Here is a 26,221-nt window from a genome sequence, read left to right on the forward strand (position 1 = left end):
ACGAAGGGGAAAGCGGATGGTGGAGTACGAGCTCGACGCTGACGGTGTGCACGTCGTCGGGACGGTCTACCGCTGGCAGCGGGACTACCACGAGCTCACGATGTGGAGTGGCACCTTCGAGAAGTTCGAGAGGGTGAAATGCGGTACAGCGTTCACCTCGGGACCTGGCAAGGATTCGGGTGACCGAGAAGCGTGCTCGGCCATGGAGACCAGCGGGCGTCGCCTCGGGATCGGCCTGATCGTGCTGAGTGTAGGCGGGCTGATCGGCGGGTCGCGGTCGCGCACGGAGCACCGGGAGAACCAGAAGCCGACGAAGCGGGAGCCGACTGGGTCGCCCTGGGACTCTTGGCCGGATGACTAGCTCGCGCACCGATTGTGCGGGATTTGATCAAGACTCCGGGAGGTGCGGCTCGTAGCGTCGCGGGCATGATTCTTGTGACCGGTGGGCTCGGCATGATCGGCGCTCACACCGCGCGTGCCCTTCTCGACCTCGGGCAGGAGGTCGTCGTCACGTCGCATCGGCGTACCGCTGTGCCGTCGTTCCTCACCGGGGAGGTCGCGGTGGAGCAGCTCGACGTGACCGACAGGGGCGCGTTCCTCGCGCTCAGGGAGCGGTACGACGTCAGCGACATCGTGCACCTTGCCGGCTCCATTCCGGGCGATGATCCGGTCGCGTACTTCCGCACCGATACGACTGGGCTGTTCAACGCGCTCGATGCGGCGCGGGCGTGGGGCGTACGCCGGTTCGCGGTGGCGAGCAGCCTCGGCGTGTACATCGGGCGGGGCGAAAGCCCTTGGCATGAAGGGCTCTCGCTCCCGTCGGCCGAGTTGCCGCATCTGATCGTCGCGTTCAAGAAGGCCGTCGAACCTCTGACGACGCACGGTCTCCAAGGGTCCGGCGTACAACCCGTCGTTCTGCGGATCGGGTCGACGTGGGGTCCGTTGATGGACCCGGAATCGCCGTTCAACTACATCCCGCCGTACATCAGCGCCGTACTGCGTGGTGAGAAGCCGGCACCGCTGTACGCCGACGACGGCGGCGACTCGTGCTACGCCCCCGATGCGGGCCGCGCGATCGCGCTGCTCCTCACGGCGGACACGCTCAGCCACACGACGTACAACGTCTCCAGCGGCCGTCCGATGCGCAACCGCGAACTCGCCGACGCGCTACAGCTCCCGTGCAAGCCTGGCGGCCAGCCGAACCCGCACCTCGACATCACCCGCCTCACGACGGACACCGGCTTCACCCCGCAGTACGACGTACCTCAGGCCGTCGCGCACTACGTCGCCTGGCGCGCCGACAACCCCCGCTGACCCGGTCTGTGCACCCCTGGCCGCGTGATGAGACAAGCCATTGCGGCTCTTGTGACTGATGTGTGGGTGGTCGACGGGTGCCAGGTTTGGTGTGATCTGCAGCTCGACAGGATGTGTCGGTCGGCTGGGTAGTGCACCTGAGCGTGAACGTGTCCGTGCGTACAGCGTCTCACCGGTGCTCTACCTGTCGAGCTTGCACATCCCACAGCCCACGAGCAGCCGTGCCGCCACGAGCCCATCGTCCAGCCGGCTGCCCGGCGGGGCAGCCTCATGCCAGCTCGTCGGCAGGTCACCACTGGCGGGGTATGTCACCGCTGGTCTCCTACGTCCCGCCATCGGACACATAACCCGCCAGCCGGCACCACAACCCCCACACCTCCGGCAATAGAACCGGGTATCCCCTGGTGTTGTGGGTTCTCCCCTCGCATACCAACGGAGAAGGCACAACACCGTCGGATATCCCCTCGTGTGCGGGACGGTGCACGCCGGGCGGTGGTGCGGTGCGTGCATGCGAGCGGTGGCGGTGGGGACTGGGGACAGGAGCTGGTGGGCGGAGACAGGGAATGTCGGGTTCCAGCCCGCCACGGCCTGTCATATGTCCTCGGGTGCCCCACCGACACCGACACATCAGACCGGAGAGTCGCAATTGCATGTCTCCCCACACCAGAACCTGTCTCCACATACCGGCGCCGACCCCTCGGGGACGGTTTGATGGTGGGTGTGACGGGAAGCAGATTGGTTCTGTTGTGCGGGACGTCGTTCTCCGGAAAGAGCACGGTCGCGCGTGCGCTGGCGCCCCGGCTGGCGGCGCGCATCGTGAGTCTCGACGAGATCAACGAGCGCCGGGGGCTGTGGGGTGGTGACGGCATTCCCGTCCAAGAATGGATCCGGACGCATGAGCTGGCGTCAGCCGAGGTGCGCGAGCTGCTGCGGTCGGGGACCTCGGTGGTCGTCGATGACACCAGTTCGCCGCGGTTTCTCCGGGACGGTTGGCGTTCGCTGGCTCGCGAGGTCGGGGCTCGGTTCACCCTGGTCTACGTCGAGGCGGACCACGCGACGGTACGCCGGCGCCGGGCCGACAACCGGCTCGATCCGCAGCGGCGCGACGTCGCGGACGCGGTACTGGACCAGCACCTCGCAGACTTCGAGCCACCGGGGGCCGACGAACACGCCGTACGAGTGACGTCGGTCGACGACCTCCAGCAATTGGCCCTCTGAGCCACCGGCCGAATGGCGGCATCAGCCGCCGGAGGCTGCCAACGGACAGCCGCCGCGGAGCGGTGTTCTTAGCCGCCGGAGACTCCGATTTCGGCGTCGGCTAGGTCGGCGGTTAGGCCGTCGGTGTCGTCGAGCCAGCCTTGGGGGAGGACGATGTGGTCTCGGGGGCTGCCTTGGCGGCCTCGGGGGGCGCCTAGTTCGGCGACTGGGAAGGGGACGGTGCGGTCCAGTTGCGCCAGGAGCTCGTCCAGGCGGGCGAGGGAGTCGACCATGCCGAGGGCGGCGCGGAGTTCGCCGCCGGCGGGGAAGCCCTTCAGGTACCACGGGACGTGTTTGCGGAAGTCGCGCAGGCCGCGCTGCTCCCCCATCAGCTCCGCGAGCAGCTCGCCGTGCCGGCGCATCACGTCGGCGACTTCGCCGAGCGTCGGCAGGTTCAACGCCTCGCCACCGGCGAACGCGACCGCGAGATCGCGGAACAACCACGGCCGCCCCAGGCACCCACGCCCGACGATGACACCGGCGCACCCGGTCTCAGCGACCATCCGCAAAGCGTCGCCGGCTTCCCAGATATCGCCGTTCCCCAGCACCGGGATCGACACGTGCTCCACCAGCGCGGCGATCGCGGTCCAGTCGGCCTGCCCGGAGTACGCCTGAGATGCCGTCCGCCCGTGCAACCCGATCGCCGCAGCGCCGGATTCCTCAGCGATCCGTCCGGCGTCCAGGTAGGTCTGGTGCGAGGCGTCGATCCCGATCCGGGTCTTCATCGTCACCGGTACGCCGTACGGCGTCGCGGCCTGCACCGCGGAGCGCAGGATCGCGCCGAGCAGGTTCCGCTTCCACGGCAGCGCGGCGCCACCGCCCTTGCGCGTGACCTTCGGGACCGGGCACCCGAAGTTCAGGTCGATGTGCGCGACACCATAGGAGTCACAAAGGATCTGCACCGCCCGCCCGATGAAGACAGGGTCGACGCCGTACAGCTGCACCGACCGAACCGTCTCCCGCGCGTCGAACGTCAGCATGTCGAGCGACTTCTGGTCACCCTCGACGATGCCGCGCGACGTGATCATCTCGCACACGTACAGCCCGGCGCCCTGCTCGGCGCACAGCCGCCGGTACGCCGCGTTGGTGATGCCGGCCATCGGCGCCAGCACCACCGGCGTCTCGATCGTCAAATTACCCAGGTGAAGCATGATCAGGCCTTCGCCACCAGCACCTGGCCGTTACCGGAAACCTGTGCTTTATAAGGCTGTACGGCGTTCGCCGTCGTCGTCACGTCACACGCGATACCGGCATCGGAATGCTTGACCACGGCAACATCATCCATCGTGCAGGTCACCTTCGCGGCGTCCGTCACAGTCCGCAGTACGGCGTCGACCACTTTCGCGCGCACGATCGCGACCGACTCCGAGGTGAACTTGTACGACGCCGTGTACTGCTTGGCGTCGACCGTGAGAGTGCCGCTGTACGGCTTCCCGGCGTACGTCACAGTGCAGGTCAGCTCGTGCTTGCCGGCGGTCTCGACCTTGTCGATGCCCGGGCACTTCACGGTCGTGGCGGCTGCCTTTCCGGCCGCGATCTGCGCCTGCTTGGAGATTGCGAACGTGATCCGCGAAGCCAGCGGAGCGTCGTCGGCCGGCGCGCCGGTGACCTTCGGCGTCGGCCACGGCTTGGACGGCGTCGGCAGCGGGGTCAATGAAGGCGTGGAAGCGGTCGGGATCGGGGCACTGGACGGCGGTGCGCTCGAAGAAGTAGACGACGACGCGGACGGCGTGCTCCCAGCTGAAGGCTTGCTGTCCGAGCAGGACGACAGCACGAACACCGCAAGCACCGACAGCCCCAAGGCGGCCAGCGCGCGATCCCGTGACAGCGTCATCGTCAGCAACCCACCAGGTGCTGGGCGAGGTAGCCGGTGACCTCGGTGAGGGCGACCCGCTCCTGCTTCATCGAGTCCCGCTCGCGAATCGTCACCGCGTGGTCCTCGAGGGTGTCGAAGTCGACGGTGATGCAGTACGGCGTACCGATCTCGTCCTGGCGGCGGTACCGGCGGCCGATTGCACCGGCGTCGTCGAAGTCGACGTTCCAGTTCTTCCGCAGCTCGCCGGCCAGGTCGCGGGCCTTCGGCGACAGGTCGGCGTTGCGGGACAGCGGCAGCACGGCCGCCTTGACCGGGGCGAGCCGCGGGTCGAAGCGCAGTACCGTCCGCTTGTCGACACCGCCCTTGGCGTTCGGCGCCTCGTCCTCGGTGTACGCGTCCAGCAGGAACGCGAGCACGTTACGGGTCAGGCCGGCCGCGGGCTCGATGACGTACGGCGTCCAGCGCTCGCCCTTCTCCTGGTCGAAGTACGACAGGTCGGCGCCGGAGTGCTTGGAGTGCGTGGACAGGTCGAAGTCGGTGCGGTTCGCGATGCCCTCGAGCTCGTCGAACTCCTTGCCGCCGAAGTTGAACCGGTACTCGATGTCGACGGTGCGCTTCGAGTAGTGGCTCAGCTTCTCCTTCGGGTGCTCGTAGAACCGCATGTTGTCCGCGTTCAGCCCGAGGCCGGTGTACCAGTCCCAGCGCGCCTTCAGCCAGTACTCGTGCCAGTCCTCGTCGGAGCCCGGCTCGACGAAGAACTCCATCTCCATCTGCTCGAACTCGCGGGTCCGGAAGATGAAGTTGCCCGGGGTGATCTCGTTGCGGAAGCTCTTGCCGACCTGGGCGATGCCGAACGGCGGCTTCTTCCGCGCGGTGCCCATCACGTTCGCGAAGTTGATGAAGATGCCCTGCGCGGTCTCCGGGCGGAGGTAGTGCAGGCCCTCCTCGGACTCGACCGGGCCGAGGTACGTCTTCAGCAGGCCGTTGAACATCCGCGGCTCGGTGAACGTGCCCTTGTTACCGCAGTTCGGGCAGGCGATCTCGGCCAGCTTGACGTCGTCGACGTCCTTGTTCTTCCGGCGGGCGAAGTCCTCGCGGAGGTGGTCGTCGCGGAACCGCTTGTGGCAGGACTGGCACTCGGTGAGCGGGTCGACGAACTCGGACAGGTGGCCGGAGGCCTCCCAGACCTTGGTCGGCAGGATCACCGAGGAGTCCAGGCCGACGATGTCGTCGCGGCCGGTCACCATCGTCCGCCACCACTGGGTGCGGACGTTGTTCTTCAGTTCGACGCCGAGCGGTCCGTAGTCCCAGGCCGACTTGGTACCGCCGTAGATCTCGCCGCACGGGTACACGAAGCCCCTCCGCTTGCTGAGGCTGACGACGGCATCGACGGTTTCCACGGGCACTTTTCGACTCCAGAACGGGCACAGATGAATCTACGGAAGGAACCAGGCTATCGGTCCAGGGTGGCCGCTATCGAATCCGTGCTACGGCAGCAACTCTTCGTACGCCGTCGGCTCGTCGATCGCCTCCGACAACAGCGGCACCGCGGCCAGTTTCACCTCGTACGGCGACAGCGCCCGGCGGTAACTGCCGATGTTCTCGAACTCCAGCGTCAGCGCCAGCAACTCCGGGTCGTCGACGTTCCGCCCCACCCGGGCCGAAACGAACCCCTTCTGCCGCCCGAGCACCTCGACCGCCCCGCGCATCCGCTCCGCGAATCCGGCCTGCGCACTCTCCCCCACCCGAAACCTGATCACGACGAACACGGGCTCAACCATAGGACCTGGAACAATGGGGCCATGAGTACCCCCAGCAGCCCGTTGCGGCAGCGGATCACCAAGGTGAGTTACCCGTACGTCGCGAAGCTGCATGCCGCGCCGAAGCTGACCCTGCCGGCGATCACCCTGCTGCTGGCGTTGGTCGGAGTGTTCGCTCCGGTCCCGGTGGGGATCCCGGCGTTGGTGCTGCTGGCGTTGCTGCTGGGCTGGCTGGCGTTCCTGTCGTGGCCGGCGGTGACGACCGGGCCGCGATTCCTGCGGATCTTCTCGATCCTCGTCATCCTGCTCTTCGCGGTCTCCCGGATCGCCACCGGTTAGTCAGGGGCGGCCGAGGCTGTCGTACGCCGCCTCGACCGCGGCCTCACGCAGTTCGGCGACGGGTTCGTGGTCGATCATCACCGCGCAGTCGGACAGCCCGCCCAGCGCGACCATGCAGCGGACCACGTCGGACAGCGACGGACTCGTGCCGATCAGGAGCGTCGCGAGCGTGCCGCGCCACTCGATGAAACGGTCGGCCAGCTTCAGTTCGTGCAGCACCGAGAGGTCGCGGATCGCGAGCTGGATCAAGGCGCGGTGCCGGTAGGCGAGGTCGAAGTACGAACCGAGCAGTTCGCGCGGTGGCACCGGAGCAGCTTCCTGTTGCGCCGCGGCGTACGCCTCGAACTCGGCGATCATCGGCTCGACCAGGCTGTTGAGCAGGTCCTCGCGGGACTCGAAGTGGTAGTACAGCGCCGGTTTGGTGACGCCGAGTCGGTCGGCGATGTCGCGCAGGCTGGTCTGCTGCATCCCGCGCTCGGCGAACAGCTCCAGCGCGGCCTGCTGGATCCGCGCCCGGGTGTCGCCGGTCCGTCGTCTCGGCATACCCGGAAGATTAGCTGACCTTCCGGTAAGTAAGCCATTGACAAGCCTGCCCTCGTTTACTTACCTTCCGATAAGTAAGCAAACGCCAGGAGGTGTCATGAAGGTCCTGATCTCGGGTGCGAGCGTGGCCGGCCCGGTCCTCGCCCACTGGTTGCACCGCTACGGCTTCGAGCCGACGCTCGTCGAGCGCACCCCGGCCCTGCGGCACGGACTCGGCGGTCATGCCGTCGACCTGTTCAGCTCGGCCGCCGACGTCACCCGGCGGATGGGCTGCTGGGACGCGATCGAGGCGGCTCGCACCCAGCTCGACGCGATGACCATCGAGCGGTTCGGCAAGCGCCCGGTCGATGTCGATCTCAGCCGGATGTACGCCGGAATCTCGAGCCGGCACGTGGAGATCCTCCGCGGCGAGCTGACCAGGATCCTGTACGACGCCACCCGCGACACCGCGGAATACGTGTTCGGCGACTCGATCGCGAGCGTGCACGACGACGGCGCCGGCGTCGAGGTGGTGTTCGACTCGGGGACCGAACGCCGGTTCGACCTGGTGATCGGCGCGGACGGGATGCACTCGAACGTCCGCCGGCTCGTCTTCGGTCCCGAGGAGCCACTGCACCGGTCGCTCGGCGGGTACCTTGCGGTGTTCTCGATGCCGGACGTCTTCGGCCTCGGCAACCACACGCTGTCCCACTTCTCCGTCGACACTCTGGTCGGCATCTACGGCGTGCGCCAGACCGGTCAGGTCCGCGCGGGCTTCCTCTTCCGCGCACCTGAGCTGCAGTACGACTACCGCGACAAGGACGAGCAGAAAGCCCTGCTGAACAAGGAGTTCCGGGACTACGGCTGGAAGGTGCCGGAGCTGCTGGAGCACCTGGAACAAGCAGAGGACTTCTACTTCGACTCGATCGCACAGATCACGCTGGACACCTGGCACCGCGGCCGCATCGGACTGGTCGGGGACGCGGGCTACTGCCCCGGCCCGGCAGTCGGTGGCGGTACGAGCCTTGCTGTCGTGGCGGCGTACATCCTGGCCGGAGAGCTGGCTGCGGCACGTGCTGATCTGCCGTCGGGACTGCGCAACTACGAGCGGATCATCCGGCCGCTCGTAGCGTCGAGCCGACGGCTCGCACCGAAGGTGATGCGCACTATCATCCCGGGCAGCCCGCTTGCGTTGCGGCTGATACCTGCTGCAGCAGCCGGGCTGGCAAAGCTGCCGACAGCGGTCCAGCGCTTCATCTGGTCGCAGAACGCAGTAGGCAAGGCCCTCAGCTCAGTCCCGCTGCCTGACTACTCAGACCTCGTCCAGCCCCAGAGCGGTCAGCCGGTCACGTAGCCACGTCAGCTCCTTGGCGATCCGTTTCGCCAACGCCTGCTGAGTTCTGGCCGCACGCGGCCACACGTACACCTCTGACTCCAGGTGGTGCGTGAGTGGATGCCCACCACCAACCAGTCTGGTCAGACAGTCATCCAGTACGCCGGTTGTCGCGCTCAACGGATCTGGTGGCGCAGCGTGGGCCGCCAGGTGGGCATGCATCCGCCAGGCGGCGTGACCGGACAGTTCGTAGGCCTGTGCCACGTCGTCCACCCCAGGTCCGCCCCACTCACGCACTTGGCGCAGGTACTTCGGTGTGCCGAGTTGACCGAGCACGTACCGACCGGAGGCGTCCCCCGGGTCCACAAGTGTTGGAGCCAGGGACAGCTGCGCCTTGACCACGTCGACGCCCGCTCGCCATAGCAGCTCGAACGACTCGGCCGGGTCCTCGAACTGCACCGCCAGATGACACGTGTCGAGCCCCAGGCCGATACGCGACGTACCGCCGTACGGGCTGGAGTAGCGGTCCAGCCACGCGGTGGCCTGGCCGATCATCTCGAGTACGCAGCCCGGCTCGGTCTCGACGGCGATCCGGATCGTCCGGCCGGTCCTGGCCTCGGTCCGGGCCAGGTGCTGTTCGACGCGGTCGATCGCCGCGCGCGCGGCGCGGTTCCGCTCCTTCGACCACGGCACCCGCCAGCCGAGCGGCACGGTCGAGATCGATCCGTACGCGACGTCCGTGGGGAGCAGTTCGGCCAGCACGTCGATCAGGTCGAGGGTGTAGCGGAGTCGCTCAGGGTCGGTCCAGTCGGGGCAGTACAGCTTGGTGCCGACGACCTTGTCGGTGAACTGCGCGTGCGGCGTGCCGTTCAGCGTGACGACCTCGAGCCGATTGCGCTGCAGTGCCCGGCGGAGCTTGCTGAGCGCGGCCGGCGAGTTCGCCAGCCGATCGGCCAGCCGATGCGGGAACCACAGACCGACCCCGAGGACAGGTACGCCGAGCGCCGAGCGGACCGCACCCGCACAGGTGTCGAGGCCGGCGATCAGCTCGTCGAGCTCCGCGGCCGGATGCACCGTCGCGCAGTACCCCAGATGAACGGTCGAACCGTCCCGATGACAGAACCTCATCAGCACTCCTCACCCCGTTAGGTCGCCGAAGGTAATCGCGGGCGGACTCTCCGTGACCTAGTTAGCACTGTAAAAGCCACAGCGCTCGGGGGGAAGGGCTGATTTTCGGTTAGAGGCGTTCCGCGTCGGCGACCAGTTCGCGGGAGCGGTCGGCGACCGCCATCGCGGCGAGCGCGGTGGTGAGCGGGACCGCCGCGATGATCCCGAGGCTGCCGATCAGGCCGCGGACGACCTCCATCGCGACCGACTCGGTGGAGATGACGGACAGCGTCGGCAGGTCCTGGATCGCGAAGACGATGAGCACCGGCATCGCGGCACCGGCGTACGCGAGGACCAGGGTGTTCACCACCGAGGCGACATGCGTGCGGCCGATGCGCAGACCCGCGGACATCAGCTCGCGTCGGCTCGCCGCGGGGTTGGCCGCCGACAACTCCCAGACAGCGGCCGCCTGCGTGACCGTGACGTCGTCGAGGACACCCAGGGCACCGATGACCATCCCGGCCACCAGTAGCCCGGTCAGGTCGAGGTTGGGCGCGAACGACTTGGCCGCGGACGCACCATCCGCGGCCAGACCGCTCAGCTGCGAGAACTTGGCGAAGAACCAGCCGAGCAGCACGGTCAGCCCGAGCGCGGCGATCGTCCCCGCCAGTGCGATCGACGACTCGGCATTGATCCCGTGCGTGAGGAACACCGCGATCGTCATGATCACGGCACCGCCGACGACCGCGACCACCAGCGGATTCGAGCCCTTCAGGATCGCCGGCAGGATGAACTGGGTGAGCATCACCGCGGTCACCGCGAGCGCGATCAGGGCCGCGAAGCCACGCCACCGCGACAGCGCGACGACCGCGATCGCGAAGATCACCGCGAGGATCAGCAACGGCTTCGACCGGTCGTGGTCGACGTACTGGTACCGCTGGTCCAGCGGCGCGCCGTCCTGGATGCCGAGCATCACCGACTGGCCGGCCTTGATCGCGAACGGGGTCTGACCGGCGCTCGGCACCTGGACCGGCACCGCCTTCCCCTTGTCCGGGCCGTTGCTCAGCTTGACCGTGGCCAGGTCGCACTTGTCCTTCGGGTCCGGGCAGGCCTTGATCGCGGTGACCTCGCCGCGGGCGGTGCTGGTCTGGTACGAGTCGACCTTCACGCCACCGCCCGGCCACAACGCGATCATCAGCACCACGGCCCCGGTGATCAGCGGGATCAGGATCGCGGCGACCACGATCCGGACGCGCCGGGCGACGACCGCGTCGGAGTTCACCACCGAGGTGTCGACCACGTGATCGCCGTGCCCGTGTCCGTGCCCATGACCGTGACCCTGCGGAATATCGAGGGTCCGGCGGCGGTTGCCCTTGTGGTCGGCACGTCGTCGCCCGACGTTGCGGCTGGCCATCGTGAACTCCCTGTTTTGACAATCAGTTCCAGTTAAATGAAAATGATTGTCATGAAATCTGGTCTTCGAGCTGTCCTCGCCGGCGCCACCGCCCTGGTCGCCGTCACCCTGGCCGGATGCGGCGGCTCCGCCGCCAACGGCACCGGTGGCGGCAAGCTCGACGTCGTTGCTTCGTTTTACCCGCTCGAGTTCATCGCCCGCACAGTGGGGGGCGACGCGGTGAACGTCACCACGCTGACGGCCCCCGGCGTCGAGCCCCACGACCTGGAGCTGACGCCCAAGCAGGTAGGAGAAATCGCGAGCGCGAAACTCGTCGTCTTCGAGAAGGACCTGCAGCCTGCCGTCGACGAGGCCGTCGAGCAGAACGCCAAGGACGCCGGCTTCGACATCGCGCCGGCCGCGCAGCTGGAAGCCACCGGCGCCGACTTCGAGGAGCACGAGGAGGGCGCGGCCCCAGCCGCCCACAAGGACAACGCTCTCGACCCGCACTTCTGGCTCGACCCGGTGCGGTACGCCGCGGTCGTCAAGGCGGTCGAGGACAAGCTCGTGAGTGTCGACAGCGCCAACGCCGCCGGGTACCACGAGCGCGCGAAGGCGCTGCTCGCCCAGGTCGGCAAGCTCGACACGGAGTTCAAGACCGGTCTGGCGACCTGCAAGCTGAAGACGTTCGTGACCAGCCACGAGGCGTTCGCGTACCTCGCGAAGCGGTACGGTCTGACGATGGTCGGGATCGCCGGGTTCACGCCGGACGCGGAGCCGACACCGGCCCGGATCAAGGAGGTCCAGGACATCGTGAAGGCCCAGCACGTGACGACCATCTTCTACGAGGAGCTGGTCAGTCCGAAGGTGGCCGAGACGATCGCGAAGGACGTCGGCGTCCAGACCGCCGTACTGAGCCCGATCGAGGGCCTGTCGGACGCGAACTCCCAGGAAACGTACCTGACGCTCATGCAGGAGAACCTGCAGGAGCTCCGGAAGGCGAACGGCTGCTCGTGACAGATACCGCATCCAGGGCCGTCCAGGTCGACGATCTCTCCGTCGACCTGGGCGGCCGTCTGGTGCTTCGGGGCATCGACCTGCGGATCCGCCAGGGCGAGGTGGTCGCCGTGCTCGGCACCAACGGCTCCGGCAAGTCCACACTGATCAAGACCGTCGTCGGGCTGCTCCCGGCGGCCCGTGGCGAGGTCCGGCTGTTCGGGACGCCGGTCCCCCGCTTCCGCGAGTGGCGACGGGTCGGGTACGTGCCGCAGCGCATCACCGCGGCCGGCGGCGTACCGGCGACCGTGTACGAGGTGGTGTCGTCCGGTCTGCTCTCGAAGCGGCGGATGTTCGCACCGCTCGGTGCCGCCGGCAAGCAGGCGATCGAGGAGGCGCTGGAGGTCGTCGACATGGCCGACCGGCGTAAGGACGCGGTGGCCGAGCTGTCCGGTGGGCAGCAGCAGCGGGTGCTGATCGCGCGAGCCCTGGTGTCGGACCCGGAGCTGCTGATCCTCGACGAGCCGACGGCCGGCGTGGACCTGGCCAGCCAGCAGATCTTCGCGGACGCGGTCCGGGAGCGGGTCGCCCGCGGCACGACCGTGGTGATGGTGAGCCACGACCTCGGCCCGATGGACGCCCTCATCGACCGCTCGGTCGTGATGCGCCGCGGCCGCATCGTGTACGACGGCCCGCCGCACGCCTCCCAGACCCACGCCCACGTCCACCACTCCCACACCGACGACGACCCGGGGTGGCTCACGTCATGACCATGTTCCAGCTCGAGTTCATGCAGCGGGCCCTGATCGCCGGGCTGCTCACAGGGCTGTCAGCTCCCGCTATCGGGACGTACTTGGTGCAGCGGCGGCTGTCGCTCATGGGTGACGGCATCGGTCACATCGCGATCACCGGTGTGGCGCTCGGTCTGCTCACCGGTAGCGCACCTGTGCTGACGGCCATCATCGTGTCGATCGCCGGCGCGACCGCCATCGAACTGGTCCGCGCCCGCGGCAAGGCCACTGGTGACGTGGCGCTCGCTCTCTTGTTCTACGGCGGTATCGCAGGCGGTGTGCTGCTGATCGGCCTCGCAGGTCAGGGTGCAGCCACGCTGAACACCTACCTGTTCGGTTCACTCACCACGGTCTCCCAGAGCGACCTGTACGTCGTTGTCGGCCTCGCCGTCGCCGTACTGGTCGTAGCGATCGGTCTAGGCCCACAGCTGTTCGCGGTGTGCCAGGACGAGGAGTTCGCCCGTACGACGGGACTCAGGGTCCAGCTGCTCAACCTGGTGATCGCCGTGATGGCTGCGGTCACTGTGACGGTCGCGATGCGCACGGTGGGGCTGCTGCTGGTCAGTGCGCTCATGGTCGTCCCGGTGGCGACAGCGCAGCAGGTGACTCGGTCGTTCCGCAGTACGTTCATCACCGCGTGTGTCATCGGTGTGCTGGCGTGTCTGGCCGGCATCGTCACGTCGTACAACGCGAATGTGGCGCCGGGTGCGACCATCGTGGTGCTGGCACTGGCCGGGTTCGTGGTGGCTGCGACGGTCGGGACACTGCTGCGGCGGCGGGCCGGTCGGGCACGTCCGCTGGCGGATGAGGAGCCGGAGATCGGCGTACCGGCACCGGAGCCGCATGTGGTGAGCGCCGGGCACCCGCACGCACACAGCCAGGCCTGCGGCCACAAGAAGGTCGAGCACGGGGATCACGTCGACTACGTACACGACGGTCACCTGCACGCGGCGCACGGTGACCACTGGGACGAGCATTGACTTGCTGAGTTCTGAGAGACTGGAGGGCGGTAGAGAGATGACAGGAGGAACGGTGGCTATCGGAACACGCTCGACCCGTCAACGCGCGGCGGTCGCGTTCGCGCTCGACAAGATCGACGACTTCCGGACCGCCCAGGAGATCCACCAGGAGCTCCGGTCCGCCGGTGAGGCCGTCGGTCTGACCACTGTCTACCGCACTCTGCAGGCGCTCGCGGACTCCCGCGAGGTCGACGTACTGCGCACCGCCGACGGCGAAACGGCGTACCGGCGCTGCTCGAAGGGTCACCACCATCACCTCGTCTGCCGCAGCTGCGGCCGCACCGTCGAGGTCGAGGGTCCGGCCGTCGAGCGCTGGGCCGACAAGGTCGCGGCCGAGCACGGCTACGCCGACATCAGTCACACCCTGGAGATCTTCGGCACCTGCCAGGAGTGCCAGAAGTCCTAGCCTTCGACGGACTTCATGAACCGCTGGTAGCGGCGCTGCCCGAACAGCCACCAGATGCCCCGGACGGGTGCGGGTAGGTCGGCCAGCATCCGGGCGGCCTCCTCGGGCCGGGCGGTTGCGAGCAGTTCGCCCATCGCCGTGAACCGCTGGTTCGGCTTGAACTTGCTGAACGCCTTCTGCCCCAGCTGATCCCACTCGGCCTGGGTGACGTGCGTCGCGATCAGCGGTACGACGTCACGCTCCTCCTCCCCCAAGTGCTCGACAAGCCGCGCGGACACGAGCTCGAGCGCCGCGCCGAGCGGCTCCGCACCAGCAGCGGTCGGTGTCGTACGCCAGGCCGTCAGCGCGCTTCGGGCCGCATCCACGGCATCGTGGATCGCCACGTGCTGCTGCTCCATCCGGCGGATCAGCGCGGCCGACAGCTCAGCGCGCTCGAGCAGCAGAGGCCAGAGCAGCTCGTCCTCCGTCGAGTGGTGCGAGTGCAGACCGTCGAGCTGGAAGTCGACGTACGCCGCCACCGCTGCGGCCCGCGACTCGGCCCCAGCGGCCAGCACATGCACCCTCGCCTGCTCGAACCCCCGCCGGATCACCCGGTGGATCAGTGCCATCTCCCACGGATCAGATGCCTTCACAGCGCCGACTGGTGTCGCCATGCCTCTCCCCCTTTCACTAGTGGCTGCCACTAGTGAATGACTACTGCTAGCGTGAGACGGGTGGGGAAGCCTGTCAAGACGCCGAAGCGCACCCGCCGCGAACAGGCGGCGGAGACCCGGGAGCGGGTGATCCACGCCGCCATCGAGGTGTTCGCCGAGGCCGGGTACGTCGGCGCGCGGATGACCGATATCGCCGGCCGCGCCGGTGTCGCCGTACAGACCGTGTACTTCGTCTTCCACACCAAGGCCGAGCTCCTGCAAGCCTGCTTCGACCACGCCGTCCTCGGGCCGGATCGGCTTCCGCCTCTGCAGCAAGCCTTCTTCGCCGAGATCTCCGCGGCGGAGTCCGGCCGGGCGGCGCTGGCCGCGTTCGTTCGAGGCAACACCGCAATCCTGACGCGGGTCGCGGTGATCAAAGAGGTCGCCGAGTCGGCGTCCCACGAGCCCGATGCGGTGGCCGTGGTCGAGCGCAGCGAGCAGCTGCGGCGCGACGGTCTGCGCCAGGTGGTGGATCAGATCGCCGGGCGCTGGGGGCTGCGTCCGGGTCTCGACGCAGCCGACGCCGTCGACCTGCTGCTGATGCTGTCCACCTCCGGCCCGTTCCTCGAGCTGCGCCGCTACGGCTGGAGCGACACGAAGTACGCCGAATGGTTGACCGATGCGCTCGCCCGGGAGCTCCTCGGCTGACTGTGGCCGAGGTCACCTTTGCCTTTGAGCGCGCTCTAAGGCATACCGTCGTAGACATGAACGCGACCGAACTGCTCACCCCGCCGATCGATCGGGACCTGATGGGCCTGCTCGAGCTGCCGGAGGACCTGCCCGAGCAGCTGTCGATCGCCGAGGCCTCCGAGCTCACCGGCCTCACCGCGCACACCCTGCGGTACTACGAGCGCATCGGCCTGCTCGACGTACGCCGGGATTCCGCCGGGTACCGCAGCTACGACCAGCGGGCGATGGCGCGGATCGCGTTCATCAGCAGGCTGCGTGCCTCCGGCATGCCGATCGGCACGATCAGCCACTACCTGGAGCTGGTGCTCGAGGGCGACCACACCGCACCTCAGCGGCTCGCCCTGATGCAGGAGCACCGTGACCGGATCCAGCGCCAGCTGCGCGATCTGCAGCTCGCCCTCGCGGTGACCGACTACAAGATCACTGTGTACGGCGGCACCGCCGCCCCGTAACCGCCGTACAGGGCTGATAAACTGACCGCAGTAAGCCTTCCGTACCGGACTCTTCCGGCGGGAGGCTTTTCTGCGTTCAAAACAAGTCCTGAGGAGACCCATGTCTGATCTCGTGGTGCGCCGTGTCCAGCCTGCCGACCGGCCCTTGATGGAGCGGCTGTGGCTGATGTTCCGCCACGACATGTCCGAGTTCCAGGGCCAGCTCCCGCGCCCCGACGGCAGCTTCCGCACCGAGTGGCTGGAGAAGGTTCTCACCGGCGATCCGGAGTGGGCCGGGTACCTGATCTCGCTGGGCGAGAACCCGGTCGGCTTCTGCTTCATGCGAGCCCTGCAGCAGCCGGTACACGTGCTGAACGCGTTCTTCATGGTGCGTCCGGTACGTCGCAGCGGACACGGACTGCGCGCCGTCCAGGAAGTGCTGTCGCATCACCCCGGTCCGTGCGACGTCGCGTTCCAGGGCAACAACGAGAAGGCGGTCAGGTTCTGGCAACGGGTCGCGACCGAGGTCTCCGGCGACGTGTGGACCCAGGAGTCCCGCCCGATCGCCGGCAAGCCCGACGCCACTCCAGATCTGTGGATCTCATTCAAGGTGTAGGGGCAGGTCGAAGTACGCGAAGAGCTCCTGGCCGAAGAAGACCACGTTGTGCGTGATGCCGGCCTTGGTGACCGTGAACACCTGCAGGCTGTGCGCGTGGAATCGTCCGTCGTCCCCGCGCACGTACGCGCCGATGGCCGGCTGGTCGTTGGCCACCGTCGGCAGCAGTCGCCAGTCCGGGCCGCGCATCGCGTACACGCGCTCCATGAACTCGCCGTATGCGTCGCGCCCGACGAACCACAGCGGGGCGGGCGGCATCTCGAGGACGACCTGGTCGGTGAGCAGCCGGGTCAGGCCGCCGACGTCGGCGGCCTCGAACGCCCGGATGTAGTCCTCGATGACGGACTTGATCTCCCGGTCGTCGGGCTCGTCGACGTCGTCCTCGGTGAGGTCGATCTCGGCGAGCTTGGCCCGCGCTCGCTGCAGCGCGCTGTTCACGCTCGCGGACGTGGTCTCGAGGGCCTCGGCGATGTCGGCGACCGGCCAGTCGAGGACGTCCCGCAGCACGAGCACCGCGCGCTGCCGGGCCGGGAGGTACTGCATGGCGGCGATCAGAGCGAGCCGCAGACTCCCCTGCGCGACCGTCGCCGACGCGGGGTCGGTCGGGAACGGCTGCAGCCAGGACACCTCGGTCGACAACTCGATCGGTACCTGAGTGTCCTCAGCCGCAGTCACCAATCCTGAGGGCAGCGCACGCCGGGCTCTGCCCTTGAGAGCGGTCAGACAGGCGTTGGTGGCGATCCGGTAGAGCCAGGTCCGCATCGACGCCCGCTGCTCGTCGTACGTGTCCGAGGCGCGCCACGCCCGCAGCAAGGTCTCCTGCACCAGGTCTTCCGCGTCGTGGATCGATCCGAGCATGCGGTAGCAATGCACCAGCAGCTCGTGCCGGTGCGGCTCGGTCGTCCGGTCGAAGTCGTCGCGGTCCATCGCGGTCAGCCTCCCACGGTTCGGTTGCAGGAGTACGTACTGCGCAACCTCCCGAAAATCATCGGTCCGCGACCGATGAATCCCGCGGACCCGCCAGGTATACCCCCACGTCCCGTGCAGACAAGGGAGAACCTGATGACCGCTCTAACCACCGACCGCCCTGCGGATACTCGGCGTGGGCTGATGCTCGCCGTCCTGCTCCTCGGCCAGTTCATGGCGCTGCTCGACACGTCGATCGTCAACGTCGCGATGCCGGCCATCGGCGCCGGCTTCCACGCCTCCGGCGCGTGGCTGCAACTGGTCGTCGGCGGCTACCTGGTCGCGTACGCGATGACGCTGATCACCGGCGCCCGGCTCGGCGATCTGTACGGCCGCCGCCGGATGTACCTGACCGGCGCGATCCTGTTCACGCTCGCATCACTCGCCTGCGGCCTGGCGCCGGCGATCCTGCCGCTGGTGCTGTTCCGGTTCATCCAGGGCGTCGCTGCGGCGATCATGGTGCCGCAGATCATCAGCCTGATCCAGGCGCATTTCTCCGGACCGGCCCGCGCCAAGGCGTTGTCGGCGTACGGCGTGACGCTGTCCGCCGGCCAGGTCGCCGGGCTGATCGCCGGTGGCCTCCTCGTCGGGGCGAACATCCTCGGCTCCGGCTGGCGCCCGGTGTTCCTGGTCAACGTCCCGGTCGGCGTCTGCCTGGCGATCCTGGTCCCGCGCGCGATGCCCGCCGACCGGCCGGCGGCGACGCGCCGCCTCGACGTGACCGGGCTGGCGCTGTCGACCTGCGCCGTACTGCTGATGGTGCTGCCCGCGGTTGTCGGCCACGAGATCGGGTGGCCGCTGTGGACGTTCGGCTGCATGGCCGCCGGTGTGGTGCTCGCGGCCGTCTTCGTCGGGTACGAGCGCCGTACCGCGGACCCGTTGCTCAACCTCGAGGTCCTGCGCGCTCGCGGGCTGCCGGCCGGTCTGTTCACGATGGCCTGCACGCTGCTCGCCCTCGGTGGATTCCTGTTCGCGTTCACCCTTCATCTGCAGACCGAGCTCGGTGAATCGGCGATGCGGGCCGGTCTCACCTGGCTCCCGTTCGCGGTGACGTTCGGCCTGGTCGGGTACTTCTGGCGAGTGGTCCCGAGCCGGTTGCACCACCTGGTCGTACCTGTCGGACTCGCGTTGTGCGCTGTCGGCTACGCGGGCGTCGGGTCGTTCTTGTGGCCCGCATTGGTACTGGCCGGCGCGGGCATGGGTCTGTCCGCGAGCCCGCTCGTCACCCAGGCCCTGGCCCACGTACCGCTCCCCCGCGCCGCCGACGCGAGCGGCATCCTCACCACCGCCATGCAGCTGAGCCAGGTCGGCGGCGTCACGATCTTCGGCACCCTGTACCTGTCGACGCGCTCGTTCCCGACCACGAGTTGGGCGGTCGCGCTGACGGCAGCGATCGGGATCGTCGCCGCCGGGTTCCTCGCTAGAACAGTACGACCGACCGCAGTACGTCCCCGTGGTGCATCCTCGTGAACGCGTCCTCGACCTCGTCCAGCGTGATCGTCTCGGACACGAAGCGGTCCAGGGGCAGACGTCCTTGAAGGTGGAGGTCGATCAGCAGCGGGAAGTCGCGGGTCGGGAGGCAGTCGCCGTACCAGCTCGACTTCAGGGAGCCGCCGCGGCCGAAGAAGTCCAGGAGGGGCATGTCGAGGCGCATGTCCGGCGTCGGTACGCCGACCAGCACCACGGTGCCTGCCAGGTCGCGCGCGTAGAACGCCTGCTTCCACGTCTCCGGGCGACCGACCGCGTCGATCACCACATCGGCGCCGAATCCGCCGGTCAGCTCCTGCACCGCGGCGACGACCCCGTCGTGGTCGAGGCCCTTCGAGTTGATCGTGTGCGTCGCGCCGAGTTCCTGCGCGGTGGTCAGCTTGCGCTCGTCGAGGTCGATCGCGATCACCTTCGCCGCTCCGGCGAGGCGGGCGCCGACGACAGCCGCCGTACCGACACCGCCCGAGCCGATCACGGCGACGGTGTCCCCCCGGCCCACGTTGCCCGTGTTGAGCGCGGCGCCCAGACCGGCCATCACGCCGCAGCCGAGCAGGCCCGCGACCTCCGGCTTGGCGGCGGGGTCCACCTTCGTGCACTGCCCGGCCGCGACCAGGGTCTTCTCCGCGAACGCCCCGATGCCCAGGGCAGGGCTCAGCTCGGTGCCGTCTTTGAGTGTCATCTTCTGCTGGGCGTTGTGCGTGTTGAAGCAGTACCAGGGCCGGCCGCGCAGGCAGGCGCGGCAGTTGCCGCAGACGGCCCGCCAGTTCAGCACGACGAAGTCACCCGGCTGGACGTCGGTCACGCCGTCGCCGACCGACTCCACGATCCCCGCGGCCTCATGCCCGAGCAGGAACGGGAACTCGTCGTTGATCCCGCCCTCGCGATAGTGCAGATCCGTGTGGCAGACCCCGCACGCCTGCACCTTCACGACCGCTTCCCCGGGCCCCGGGTCCGGGACCGTGATCTCCTCGATCGACACCGGCGCACCCTTGCGCGCCGCCACCACACCACGCACCGTCTGAGCCATTCCCCGAACCTAACCGCCCAGCCCCACTCCCGTCAGCCCTCTCGGCGTGTACGCAAGAACAGGACGTAGTCGTCTACGTATACGACTCCGCCCGCCTGAACCCGGCCGTCGAGACCCGGTTGACCCCACCACCTCCTGTTCTTACGTACACCGCTGTCCACCGGTCGGGGGACAGAGCAGTCAGCCGGGCGGTGCTCCCGGAGGACGGTGCCGGAAAGCGAGAGTTGAGGCATGGAGAACGACAACGCAGTGAGGGTGCGCGGCCTGGTCAAGCGGTACCCGGACAAGGTCGCGGTCGACGGTGTCGATCTGGACATCCACCGGGGCGAGGTGTTCGCCCTGCTCGGCCCGAACGGGGCCGGCAAGACAACGACCACGGAGATCCTGGAGGGATATCGCCGGGCCGACGAGGGCGAGGTCAGCGTGCTGGGCATGGACCCGGCACACGCCGACCGCCGGTGGCGCAGCCGGATCGGGATCGTGCTGCAGACCTCGCGCGACGAGGCCGAGTCGACCGTCCTCGAACTGGTCAACCACTACGCCGGCTACTACCCGAACCCGCGCGACCCGGACGAGGTGATCGCCGCCGTCGGGCTCGAGGAGAAGCGCAAGACCCGGCCGCGCAAGCTGTCCGGCGGTCAGCGCCGCCGGCTCGACGTGGCCCTCGGCGTGATCGGCAACCCGGAGCTGCTGTTCCTGGACGAGCCCACGACCGGGTTCGACCCCGAGGCCCGTCGGCAGTTCTGGACCCTGATCGAGAACCTGCGGACCAGCGGTACGACGATCCTGCTGACCACCCACTACCTGGACGAGGCCGAGCACCTCGCCGACCGGGTCGGGGTGATCGCCGACGGCCGGATGATCGAGATCGGTACGCCGGAGACGCTCGGCGGGCGTGGCGCCCGGACCGCACGGGTCTCGTGGAGCGACGCCGACGGCCCGCACGAGTTGCGCACCGACCGGCCGACCGCCGAGATCGCGGCGCTGATGCAGCGCTTCGACGGCGAAGTACCGGAGCTCGAGGTCCGCCGCCCGAGCCTGGAAGACATCTACCTGGACCTCATCGGCAAGGCCAACGCCGCCGACGCCGCTGTCTCGATCGAAGCTGGAGCACTCTGATGGCCGACACCACCACGAAGCCGCTGCCGTCGACGCTGTCGGTCGGCCTGGCCCGGACCAAGCTCGAGGTCCGCGAGTTCTTCCGCGAGAAGGAGGCGCTGATCTTCACCTTCTTCTTCCCGATCATCTTCCTCGGCATCTTCTCCGCCGTCTTCGGCAGCACCGACTTCAACGGCGTCAACGCCGCGACCTACTTCACCCCTGGGATGATCGCCTCCGGCATCTTCCTGAGCAGCTTCCAGTCGCTCGCGATCAGCATCGCGCTCGAGCGTGACGAGGGCCTGCTCAAGCGGCTCCGCGGTAGGCCGATGCCGCCGCAGTCGTACTTCATCGGAAAGATCGGCCAGGTGCTGGTGACCTCGATCGCACAGTTCGCGCTACTGCTGGCGATCGCCGGGCTGCTGCTCGGCGTGGACATCCCGAGCGAGCCGTCGAAGTGGCTGCACTTCGCCTGGATCTTCATCCTCGGCGCAGCGTCCGGGTCGGTGCTGGGGATCGCGTTCAGCGTCGTACCGAAGTCCGGCAAGGCCGCGTCCGCGGTGATCACCCCGGTCGTCCTGCTGCTGCAGTTCATGTCCGGTGTGTACTTCGTCTACAGCAGCCTGCCCGGATGGATGCGGGACGTCGCCTCGGTCTTCCCGCTCAAGTGGCTCGCCCAGGGGATGCGGTCGGTGTTCCTGCCGGACGGGTTCCAGGTGAACGAGCCGGGCGGTTCCTGGCAGCTCGGCACCGGCGCGATCGTGCTCACCGTCTGGTTGATCGTCGGCCTGTTCCTCGCCCAGCGGGTGTTCCGCTGGACCCGCCGGGACGCGGGCTGATGAACCAGGTCACCGGTACGACGCCCTCCCTTCCGGAGCGGCGTCGTACCGAGCTGTCACCGGCGTGGACCGGTCCTCGTGTGTGGATCCTGCTGTGGAGGAAGATGGGGTCTGTGCAGAGCTCTCGCGGTGGCGCCGGACAGCCCGTGTGGACACGGACGCTGATCGGTTGGCACATCGTGTTCTGGGTGCTGCTCGGGATGACGCTGGCGCTGTCGTTCCTGGGCGACCTCGGCGCCGTGCGGCAGGCCCTCTTCGCGGGCACGGTGGTGGTTCTCGGGGCGGCGTACCAGTTCATCGGGCTGTACGCGATCCGGTCCCGCCGGGCGCTCCCGTCGTACGCCTATCGGCTGGTGCTGATCGCCTCCCTGATGGTGCTGATCGGGATCTATCCGCAGTCGGTGTTCCTGATGTTCATCGCGTCGGCGCAGATCTGGCTGCTGTGCGAGGACATTCGCGAAGGGGTCGGACTCAGCCTGCTGCTGGTGCTCGGCGTCGGTACGGCGCAGTTGTGGAGCGCCGGGTGGGGCTGGGACGCGTTCTGGAGCATCCTGCCGTGGATGCTGGTCAGTCTCGTGGTCAGCCTGCTGTTCGGGATCTGGATCGAGAAGGTGATCACCCAGAGTCAGCAGCGTGCCGAACTGATCGAGCAGCTCGAGTCGGCGCGGGACGAACTCGCCGAGGCGCACCACAGCGCCGGGGTGATGGCCGAGCGCGAGCGGATGGCGCGGGAGATCCACGACACGCTCGCGCAGGGGATGACTTCGATCGTGATGCTGGCCCAGGCCGCCGCGGCCGAGCTCTCGCAGGGTGGTAATGCCGCGGCACGTTTGGCGGCCATCGAGGACACCGCGCGGGAGAACCTGGCCGAGGCGCGGGCGTTGGTTGCCGCGTTCACCCCGGTTGCGTTGTCGGAGGCAACATTGACCGAGGTACTGCGTCGGCAGGCGGAGCGGTTCGCGGCCGAGACCGGTGTCGACGTACAGGTCTCGCTGGATCTGCCGGACGACGAGGTCGCGGCGTTGCCGCAGGCGCAGCAGGTGGTGTTGCTGCGGTCGGCCCAGGAGGCGCTGGCCAACGTACGCAAGCACGCGGCCGCCACTCAAGTCCTCATCACCCTCGGTCTCTCGTCCAACGATGTCTGGATCGAGATCCGGGATGACGGCTCAGGCTTCTACCCCGGCACAACCTCGGGTGGTTTCGGCTTGAACGCGATGCGCGGCCGGGTCGAAGAATCCGGCGGTACCGTTCAGATCGAAAGCACTCCCGGCCACGGCACGCGAGTTCAGGTTCTGATCCCAGCTGTGCAGGAGGATGCGTGATTCGGGTACTCGTCGTCGACGACCATCCGGTGGTGCGCTCCGGGCTCAGCGGGATGCTGTCGGTGACCGACGACATCTCCGTGGTCGGTGAGGCCGGAGACGGTTCCGAGGCGCTGGCGCTGGTCGAGTCGACGCGGCCGGACGTCGTACTGATGGACCTGAGGATGCCGCGGATGGACGGTGTCGCGGCGACCGGGGCGATCGTGTCGGGCTACCCGGCGACGCGGGTACTGGTGCTGACGACGTACGACACCGACTCGGAGATCCTGCACGCGGTCGAGGCCGGTGCCGCGGGGTACCTGCTGAAGGACACGCCGCACGCCGACCTGCTGAACGGCATCCGGGCCGCCGCCCGCGGCGAGACCGTGCTCGCCCCGCCGGTCGCGGCGCGGCTGATGTCCCGTCTTCGTACGCCGGCCGCACCCGCCGCCGCGCAACCCTCGCCACGCGAGCTCGAGGTGCTGGCCGCCGTCGCCCGCGGCCTCAGCAACGCGGAGATCGGGCGCGAACTGTTCATCGGCGAGGCCACGGTCAAAACCCATCTCCAGCGCCTGTTCGCCAAACTCGACGTCGACGACCGCACCCGCGCGGTCACCGTGGCAATCGAACGCGGCCTACTCCCCTCGCCAGGCCGCTAGCGCTGCATTCCGCTGTTCTGGGCCTTCCCGTCCAGCCGGCGGTGCAGGTCCTGCTGAGAGTTGCTCTCCGTGTGCTGGGTCTGGGTGTGCTGGGTCGGCGCGGGCCTGGGCGTCGTACCTGCCTGCACGTTCTTCGCCAGCTCCTTCGCCGCCTTCTCCGCATCCTTGGCTGTGACAGCCGCGCCGATCGCCTGATCGGTCGCCTTCGCGACGTCGGCTTTCCTGGATCCAACTGGACCTCGGACCTCGCGGACCCGGTCCTGGGCGCCGGAGAGCTCTCTCCCCAGCCTGTGTCTCGTCGACGTGATCTGGTCCGCGAGCTGTCCGCTCTTGATGGCGGGCGGTTCCTGCTCGAACCGGGCCGCGATCGTCCGTGCCGTCTCGATTCGCGCCGCGGCCTCGGCGACACCCTTCTCGGCCTCGTCGACGATCGACTTCACGCCGCGAACGTTCGCCAACTGGCCCTTAGGTCCGTCGTACCCCTCCATGCGGTCGAGCGCGTCGGCGTGCTTCATGACGTTCTGGAGCTGCTCGCTGCTGGCACGCAGACCGTCGCGCAGCCCGGCCATGTCCTTCGACGGCTCGCTGAGTCTCGCCGAGATGCTTCCGGCGTCGCCCTGAGAGCTCCTGAACGCGGAACCCAACGCGGCGTCGGCGTCGTCCGACGCCGCAACTGCCCGCGGCTCCTCGGTCTCCCACGCAGCCCGCCGCTTGGGACCCGCGTCCTGCTCCAACTGGGAGACCCGCTCGGCCGACCTGCCGAAGGACTGTACGTCGTTGAGCCGCAGGGTCAACTCCTGATCGACAGTCTCCTCGTTCAGCAGGTTCTCGACGCGCCCGAGGACCGCCCGCGCCTGGTTCAGCGCCGACGCGACCTCATCCGTCCGTCCTCTGACCTCGGCCAAATCCACCATCAGCTCTCCCAACGCACTGCTTCACTCGCCTGTCTGTTCGTCCTGCTGGTCCTGCTCACCCTGCTCGTCCTGTTTCAGCCTGGCGCGCATGTTCTCGGCCATCTGCTGTACATCCTCCCGCGCAGCGAGCAGTTCCCGCTCCGCGATCTGCCGCGGGGTCTCCTCCGGCGCGCTACCACTCCCGTTGACGGTCACAACCAGCGTAGACGCGGCCCGACCCGTACCCGGTTCCCGGATCAGTTGCCCTGTGCCCGCAATTCTCCGTCGGCGACCTCGTTCGGGATCGCGCCGCCGTACCGCCGGTCGCGCTGCGCGTAGATCTCGATCGCCCGCCACAGGTCCCGACGGTCGAAGTCCGGCCAGAGCGTGTCCAGGAACACCATCTCGGCGTACGCCAGCTGCCAGACCAGGAAGTTGCTCGTCCGCTGCTCCCCGGACGACCGCACGAACAGGTCCACCTCGGGGATGTCGGGCGCATAGAGATGCCGGGCGATCGTCTTCTCGGTGATCCGGTCCGGCTTGAGCTTGCCGGCGGCAACTTCCGCCGCGATCGACTTCATCGCGTCGGCGATCTCCGCCTGACCGCCGTAGTTCACGCAGAACTGCAAGGTGATGGTGTCGTTGTCCTTGGTCCGCTCCTGCGCGTACTCGAGCTCGTCGATCACGCTCTTCCACAACCGCGGCCGCCGCCCGGACCACACCACCCGGACCCCCATCGCGTCCAGCTCGTCACGCCGCCGATGGATCACCTCACGGTTGAACCCCATCAGGAACCGCACCTCTTCGGGCGACCGGGCCCAGTTCTCGGTCGAGAACGCGTACGCCGAGATGTACTTCACCCCGATCTCGATCCCGCCTTTGATCACGTCCAGCAACGAAGCCTCACCGGCCTTGTGCCCCTCGGTCCGAGCCAGCCCCCGCTGCTTGGCCCACCGCCCGTTCCCATCCATCACGATCGCCACATGCCGAGGCACCAGCTCCTTGGGAATCCCCGGCGGCCGAGCCCCGGACGGATGCGGCTCCGGCGCCACCACCACCTTCCGCTCCCCCCGCCCAACAACCCCCCGACCCCGACGACGACCAATAGGCGACATACCCCGATCCTCCCCCACCACTCCCGAACCCCGCCGCCCACCCCCAACTGCAACAACCTGCAACCTGTGGAAAACGCCCGACTTCGAACACCCTCCGTATGCCACCCTTTACACAACAACACTCAAGAACGGAGCCCCACCCCATGCCCCGCCGACCGGCTCTCACAACCGCCGCAGCAGCCCTCTGCGCCCTGACAGCGCTAGGCGCCTGTCAAGGCTCCCCCGAGGCCGGCCAACCCAACACCACCCCGACCACAACCGCTCCGACCACAAGCCCAACACCTACCGCGCCGTCCACGCCAAACCGGACCACGGAGGAGCAGGCTGCCATCACGGCTGCCAAGGAGCGCTAT

At 68.1% G+C, this 26,221-nt stretch carries 30 protein-coding genes; 17 read left to right on the forward strand and 13 right to left on the reverse strand.

The features are described 5' to 3' along the window. Positions 1-16: 16 nt before the first annotated feature. From ACLJOO_RS17710 to ACLJOO_RS17720, 3 genes are all read left to right on the forward strand, one after another. Complete coding sequence (locus ACLJOO_RS17710) at positions 17-361, forward strand: hypothetical protein (protein ID WP_410788260.1); 345 nt, start codon at positions 17-19, stop codon at positions 359-361. A 65-nt stretch (positions 362-426) separates the two neighbouring features. Then, entirely contained in the window at positions 427-1,314 is an 888-nt protein-coding gene (locus ACLJOO_RS17715) for an NAD-dependent epimerase/dehydratase family protein (protein ID WP_410788261.1), read from the forward strand. 720 nt (positions 1,315-2,034) lie between these two features. Continuing rightward, positions 2,035-2,532, forward strand: a complete 498-nt coding sequence (locus ACLJOO_RS17720) for an AAA family ATPase (protein ID WP_410788262.1) — start codon at positions 2,035-2,037, stop codon at positions 2,530-2,532. 68 nt (positions 2,533-2,600) lie between these two features. Here the strand turns inward: ACLJOO_RS17720 and dusB are convergent, their stop codons facing one another. The 4 genes from dusB to ACLJOO_RS17740 form a co-directional block, all read right to left on the reverse strand. Further along, positions 2,601-3,722, reverse strand: coding sequence for a tRNA dihydrouridine synthase DusB (gene dusB, locus ACLJOO_RS17725; RefSeq protein WP_410788263.1), 1,122 nt, complete (start codon positions 3,720-3,722; stop codon positions 2,601-2,603). Positions 3,723-3,724: 2 nt separating this feature from the next. Next, positions 3,725-4,405 carry a hypothetical protein gene (locus ACLJOO_RS17730; RefSeq protein ID WP_410788264.1) on the reverse strand — a complete coding sequence of 227 codons (681 nt, stop codon included), beginning with the start codon at positions 4,403-4,405 and terminating at the stop codon, positions 3,725-3,727. Positions 4,406-4,407: 2 nt separating this feature from the next. After that, positions 4,408-5,793 (reverse strand): glycine--tRNA ligase, encoded by a 1,386-nt coding sequence (locus tag ACLJOO_RS17735; protein WP_410788265.1) that lies wholly within the window; start codon positions 5,791-5,793, stop codon positions 4,408-4,410. Positions 5,794-5,874: 81 nt separating this feature from the next. Further along, on the reverse strand, positions 5,875-6,156 hold the full coding sequence (locus tag ACLJOO_RS17740; RefSeq protein WP_410788266.1) for an antibiotic biosynthesis monooxygenase family protein: 282 nt from the start codon (positions 6,154-6,156) through the stop codon (positions 5,875-5,877). On the opposite strand from ACLJOO_RS17740, the gene ACLJOO_RS17745 reads away from it, so the two are divergent. After that, positions 6,115-6,486, forward strand: a complete 372-nt coding sequence (locus ACLJOO_RS17745) for a DUF6703 family protein (protein ID WP_410788687.1) — start codon at positions 6,115-6,117, stop codon at positions 6,484-6,486. The genes ACLJOO_RS17740 and ACLJOO_RS17745 overlap by 42 nt on opposite strands. Here ACLJOO_RS17745 and ACLJOO_RS17750 read toward each other — a convergent pair whose 3' ends face one another. Next, a complete protein-coding gene (locus ACLJOO_RS17750; RefSeq protein ID WP_410788267.1) occupies positions 6,487-7,029 on the reverse strand; it encodes a TetR/AcrR family transcriptional regulator in 543 nt (180 codons plus the stop codon). A 97-nt stretch (positions 7,030-7,126) separates the two neighbouring features. Here ACLJOO_RS17750 and ACLJOO_RS17755 point away from each other — a divergent pair, with 97 nt between their 5' ends. Next, positions 7,127-8,362, forward strand: coding sequence for an FAD-dependent monooxygenase (locus ACLJOO_RS17755; protein WP_410788268.1), 1,236 nt, complete (start codon positions 7,127-7,129; stop codon positions 8,360-8,362). Here ACLJOO_RS17755 and eboE read toward each other — a convergent pair. Further along, a complete protein-coding gene (gene eboE, locus ACLJOO_RS17760) occupies positions 8,321-9,469 on the reverse strand; it encodes a metabolite traffic protein EboE (protein ID WP_410788269.1) in 1,149 nt (382 codons plus the stop codon). The two genes, ACLJOO_RS17755 and eboE, sit on opposite strands and share 42 nt — an antisense overlap. 109 nt (positions 9,470-9,578) lie before the next feature. Next, on the reverse strand, positions 9,579-10,862 hold the full coding sequence (locus tag ACLJOO_RS17765) for a YibE/F family protein (RefSeq protein ID WP_410788270.1): 1,284 nt from the start codon (positions 10,860-10,862) through the stop codon (positions 9,579-9,581). Positions 10,863-10,913: 51 nt separating this feature from the next. Here ACLJOO_RS17765 and ACLJOO_RS17770 point away from each other — a divergent pair, with 51 nt between their 5' ends. From ACLJOO_RS17770 to ACLJOO_RS17785, 4 genes are read left to right on the forward strand one after another with little or no spacing between them, the layout of a single operon-like run. Then, positions 10,914-11,858 carry a metal ABC transporter substrate-binding protein gene (locus ACLJOO_RS17770; RefSeq protein WP_410788271.1) on the forward strand — a complete coding sequence of 315 codons (945 nt, stop codon included), beginning with the start codon at positions 10,914-10,916 and terminating at the stop codon, positions 11,856-11,858. After that, positions 11,855-12,607 (forward strand): metal ABC transporter ATP-binding protein, encoded by a 753-nt coding sequence (locus ACLJOO_RS17775; protein WP_410788272.1) that lies wholly within the window; start codon positions 11,855-11,857, stop codon positions 12,605-12,607. The genes ACLJOO_RS17770 and ACLJOO_RS17775 overlap by 4 nt, the downstream gene beginning before the upstream one ends. After that, positions 12,604-13,608, forward strand: coding sequence for a metal ABC transporter permease (locus tag ACLJOO_RS17780; protein ID WP_410788273.1), 1,005 nt, complete (start codon positions 12,604-12,606; stop codon positions 13,606-13,608). The genes ACLJOO_RS17775 and ACLJOO_RS17780 overlap by 4 nt, the downstream gene beginning before the upstream one ends. A 52-nt stretch (positions 13,609-13,660) precedes the next feature. Continuing rightward, a complete protein-coding gene (locus tag ACLJOO_RS17785; protein ID WP_410788274.1) occupies positions 13,661-14,053 on the forward strand; it encodes a Fur family transcriptional regulator in 393 nt (130 codons plus the stop codon). On the opposite strand, the gene ACLJOO_RS17790 is transcribed toward ACLJOO_RS17785, so the two are convergent. Next, the gene (locus ACLJOO_RS17790; protein WP_410788275.1) at positions 14,050-14,706 is read right to left on the reverse strand and encodes a hemerythrin domain-containing protein; all 657 of its coding nucleotides are present in this window, start codon (positions 14,704-14,706) and stop codon (positions 14,050-14,052) included. The genes ACLJOO_RS17785 and ACLJOO_RS17790 overlap by 4 nt on opposite strands. 60 nt (positions 14,707-14,766) lie before the next feature. Between ACLJOO_RS17790 and ACLJOO_RS17795 the strand changes: the two genes are divergently transcribed. The 3 genes from ACLJOO_RS17795 to ACLJOO_RS17805 all read left to right on the forward strand — a co-directional run bounded on the left by ACLJOO_RS17795 (position 14,767) and on the right by ACLJOO_RS17805 (position 16,482). Further along, complete coding sequence (locus ACLJOO_RS17795) at positions 14,767-15,393, forward strand: TetR/AcrR family transcriptional regulator (protein WP_410788276.1); 627 nt, start codon at positions 14,767-14,769, stop codon at positions 15,391-15,393. Between the two features lie 56 nt (positions 15,394-15,449). Continuing rightward, positions 15,450-15,887, forward strand: coding sequence for a MerR family transcriptional regulator (locus tag ACLJOO_RS17800; protein ID WP_410788277.1), 438 nt, complete (start codon positions 15,450-15,452; stop codon positions 15,885-15,887). Positions 15,888-15,987: 100 nt separating this feature from the next. Next, entirely contained in the window at positions 15,988-16,482 is a 495-nt protein-coding gene (locus ACLJOO_RS17805) for a GNAT family N-acetyltransferase (RefSeq protein ID WP_410788278.1), read from the forward strand. On the opposite strand, the gene ACLJOO_RS17810 is transcribed toward ACLJOO_RS17805, so the two are convergent. Further along, on the reverse strand, positions 16,468-17,409 hold the full coding sequence (locus ACLJOO_RS17810; RefSeq protein WP_410788279.1) for a sigma-70 family RNA polymerase sigma factor: 942 nt from the start codon (positions 17,407-17,409) through the stop codon (positions 16,468-16,470). The two genes, ACLJOO_RS17805 and ACLJOO_RS17810, sit on opposite strands and share 15 nt — an antisense overlap. 135 nt (positions 17,410-17,544) lie before the next feature. On the opposite strand from ACLJOO_RS17810, the gene ACLJOO_RS17815 reads away from it, so the two are divergent. Beyond that, positions 17,545-18,918 (forward strand): MFS transporter, encoded by a 1,374-nt coding sequence (locus tag ACLJOO_RS17815; protein WP_410788280.1) that lies wholly within the window; start codon positions 17,545-17,547, stop codon positions 18,916-18,918. Here ACLJOO_RS17815 and ACLJOO_RS17820 read toward each other — a convergent pair. Beyond that, complete coding sequence (locus ACLJOO_RS17820; RefSeq protein WP_410788281.1) at positions 18,869-19,963, reverse strand: S-(hydroxymethyl)mycothiol dehydrogenase; 1,095 nt, start codon at positions 19,961-19,963, stop codon at positions 18,869-18,871. The genes ACLJOO_RS17815 and ACLJOO_RS17820 overlap by 50 nt on opposite strands. 231 nt (positions 19,964-20,194) lie before the next feature. Here ACLJOO_RS17820 and ACLJOO_RS17825 point away from each other — a divergent pair, with 231 nt between their 5' ends. From ACLJOO_RS17825 to ACLJOO_RS17840, 4 genes are read left to right on the forward strand one after another with little or no spacing between them, the layout of a single operon-like run. Then, positions 20,195-21,082: an ABC transporter ATP-binding protein gene (locus ACLJOO_RS17825; protein WP_410788282.1), complete on the forward strand. Its 888-nt coding sequence runs from the start codon at positions 20,195-20,197 to the stop codon at positions 21,080-21,082. Continuing rightward, entirely contained in the window at positions 21,082-21,900 is an 819-nt protein-coding gene (locus ACLJOO_RS17830) for an ABC transporter permease (RefSeq protein WP_410788283.1), read from the forward strand. The genes ACLJOO_RS17825 and ACLJOO_RS17830 overlap by 1 nt, the downstream gene beginning before the upstream one ends. Continuing rightward, positions 21,900-23,222: a sensor histidine kinase gene (locus ACLJOO_RS17835; RefSeq protein WP_410788284.1), complete on the forward strand. Its 1,323-nt coding sequence runs from the start codon at positions 21,900-21,902 to the stop codon at positions 23,220-23,222. The genes ACLJOO_RS17830 and ACLJOO_RS17835 overlap by 1 nt, the downstream gene beginning before the upstream one ends. Next, the gene (locus tag ACLJOO_RS17840) at positions 23,219-23,860 is read left to right on the forward strand and encodes a response regulator transcription factor (protein WP_410788285.1); all 642 of its coding nucleotides are present in this window, start codon (positions 23,219-23,221) and stop codon (positions 23,858-23,860) included. The genes ACLJOO_RS17835 and ACLJOO_RS17840 overlap by 4 nt, the downstream gene beginning before the upstream one ends. Here ACLJOO_RS17840 and ACLJOO_RS17845 read toward each other — a convergent pair. Genes ACLJOO_RS17845 through ACLJOO_RS17855 form a run of 3 tightly spaced genes read right to left on the reverse strand, consistent with a single transcriptional unit; the run spans position 23,857 to position 25,868 of the window. Then, complete coding sequence (locus ACLJOO_RS17845; protein WP_410788286.1) at positions 23,857-24,774, reverse strand: hypothetical protein; 918 nt, start codon at positions 24,772-24,774, stop codon at positions 23,857-23,859. The genes ACLJOO_RS17840 and ACLJOO_RS17845 overlap by 4 nt on opposite strands. Before the next feature lie 21 nt (positions 24,775-24,795). Then, complete coding sequence (locus ACLJOO_RS17850) at positions 24,796-24,969, reverse strand: hypothetical protein (protein ID WP_410788287.1); 174 nt, start codon at positions 24,967-24,969, stop codon at positions 24,796-24,798. Positions 24,970-25,010: 41 nt separating this feature from the next. After that, positions 25,011-25,868 carry an isoprenyl transferase gene (locus ACLJOO_RS17855; RefSeq protein WP_410788288.1) on the reverse strand — a complete coding sequence of 286 codons (858 nt, stop codon included), beginning with the start codon at positions 25,866-25,868 and terminating at the stop codon, positions 25,011-25,013. Positions 25,869-26,221 lie beyond the last annotated feature (353 nt).

The organism is Kribbella sp. C-35 (assembly GCF_046549195.1).
In the GTDB taxonomy this organism is placed as follows: domain Bacteria; phylum Actinomycetota; class Actinomycetes; order Propionibacteriales; family Kribbellaceae; genus Kribbella.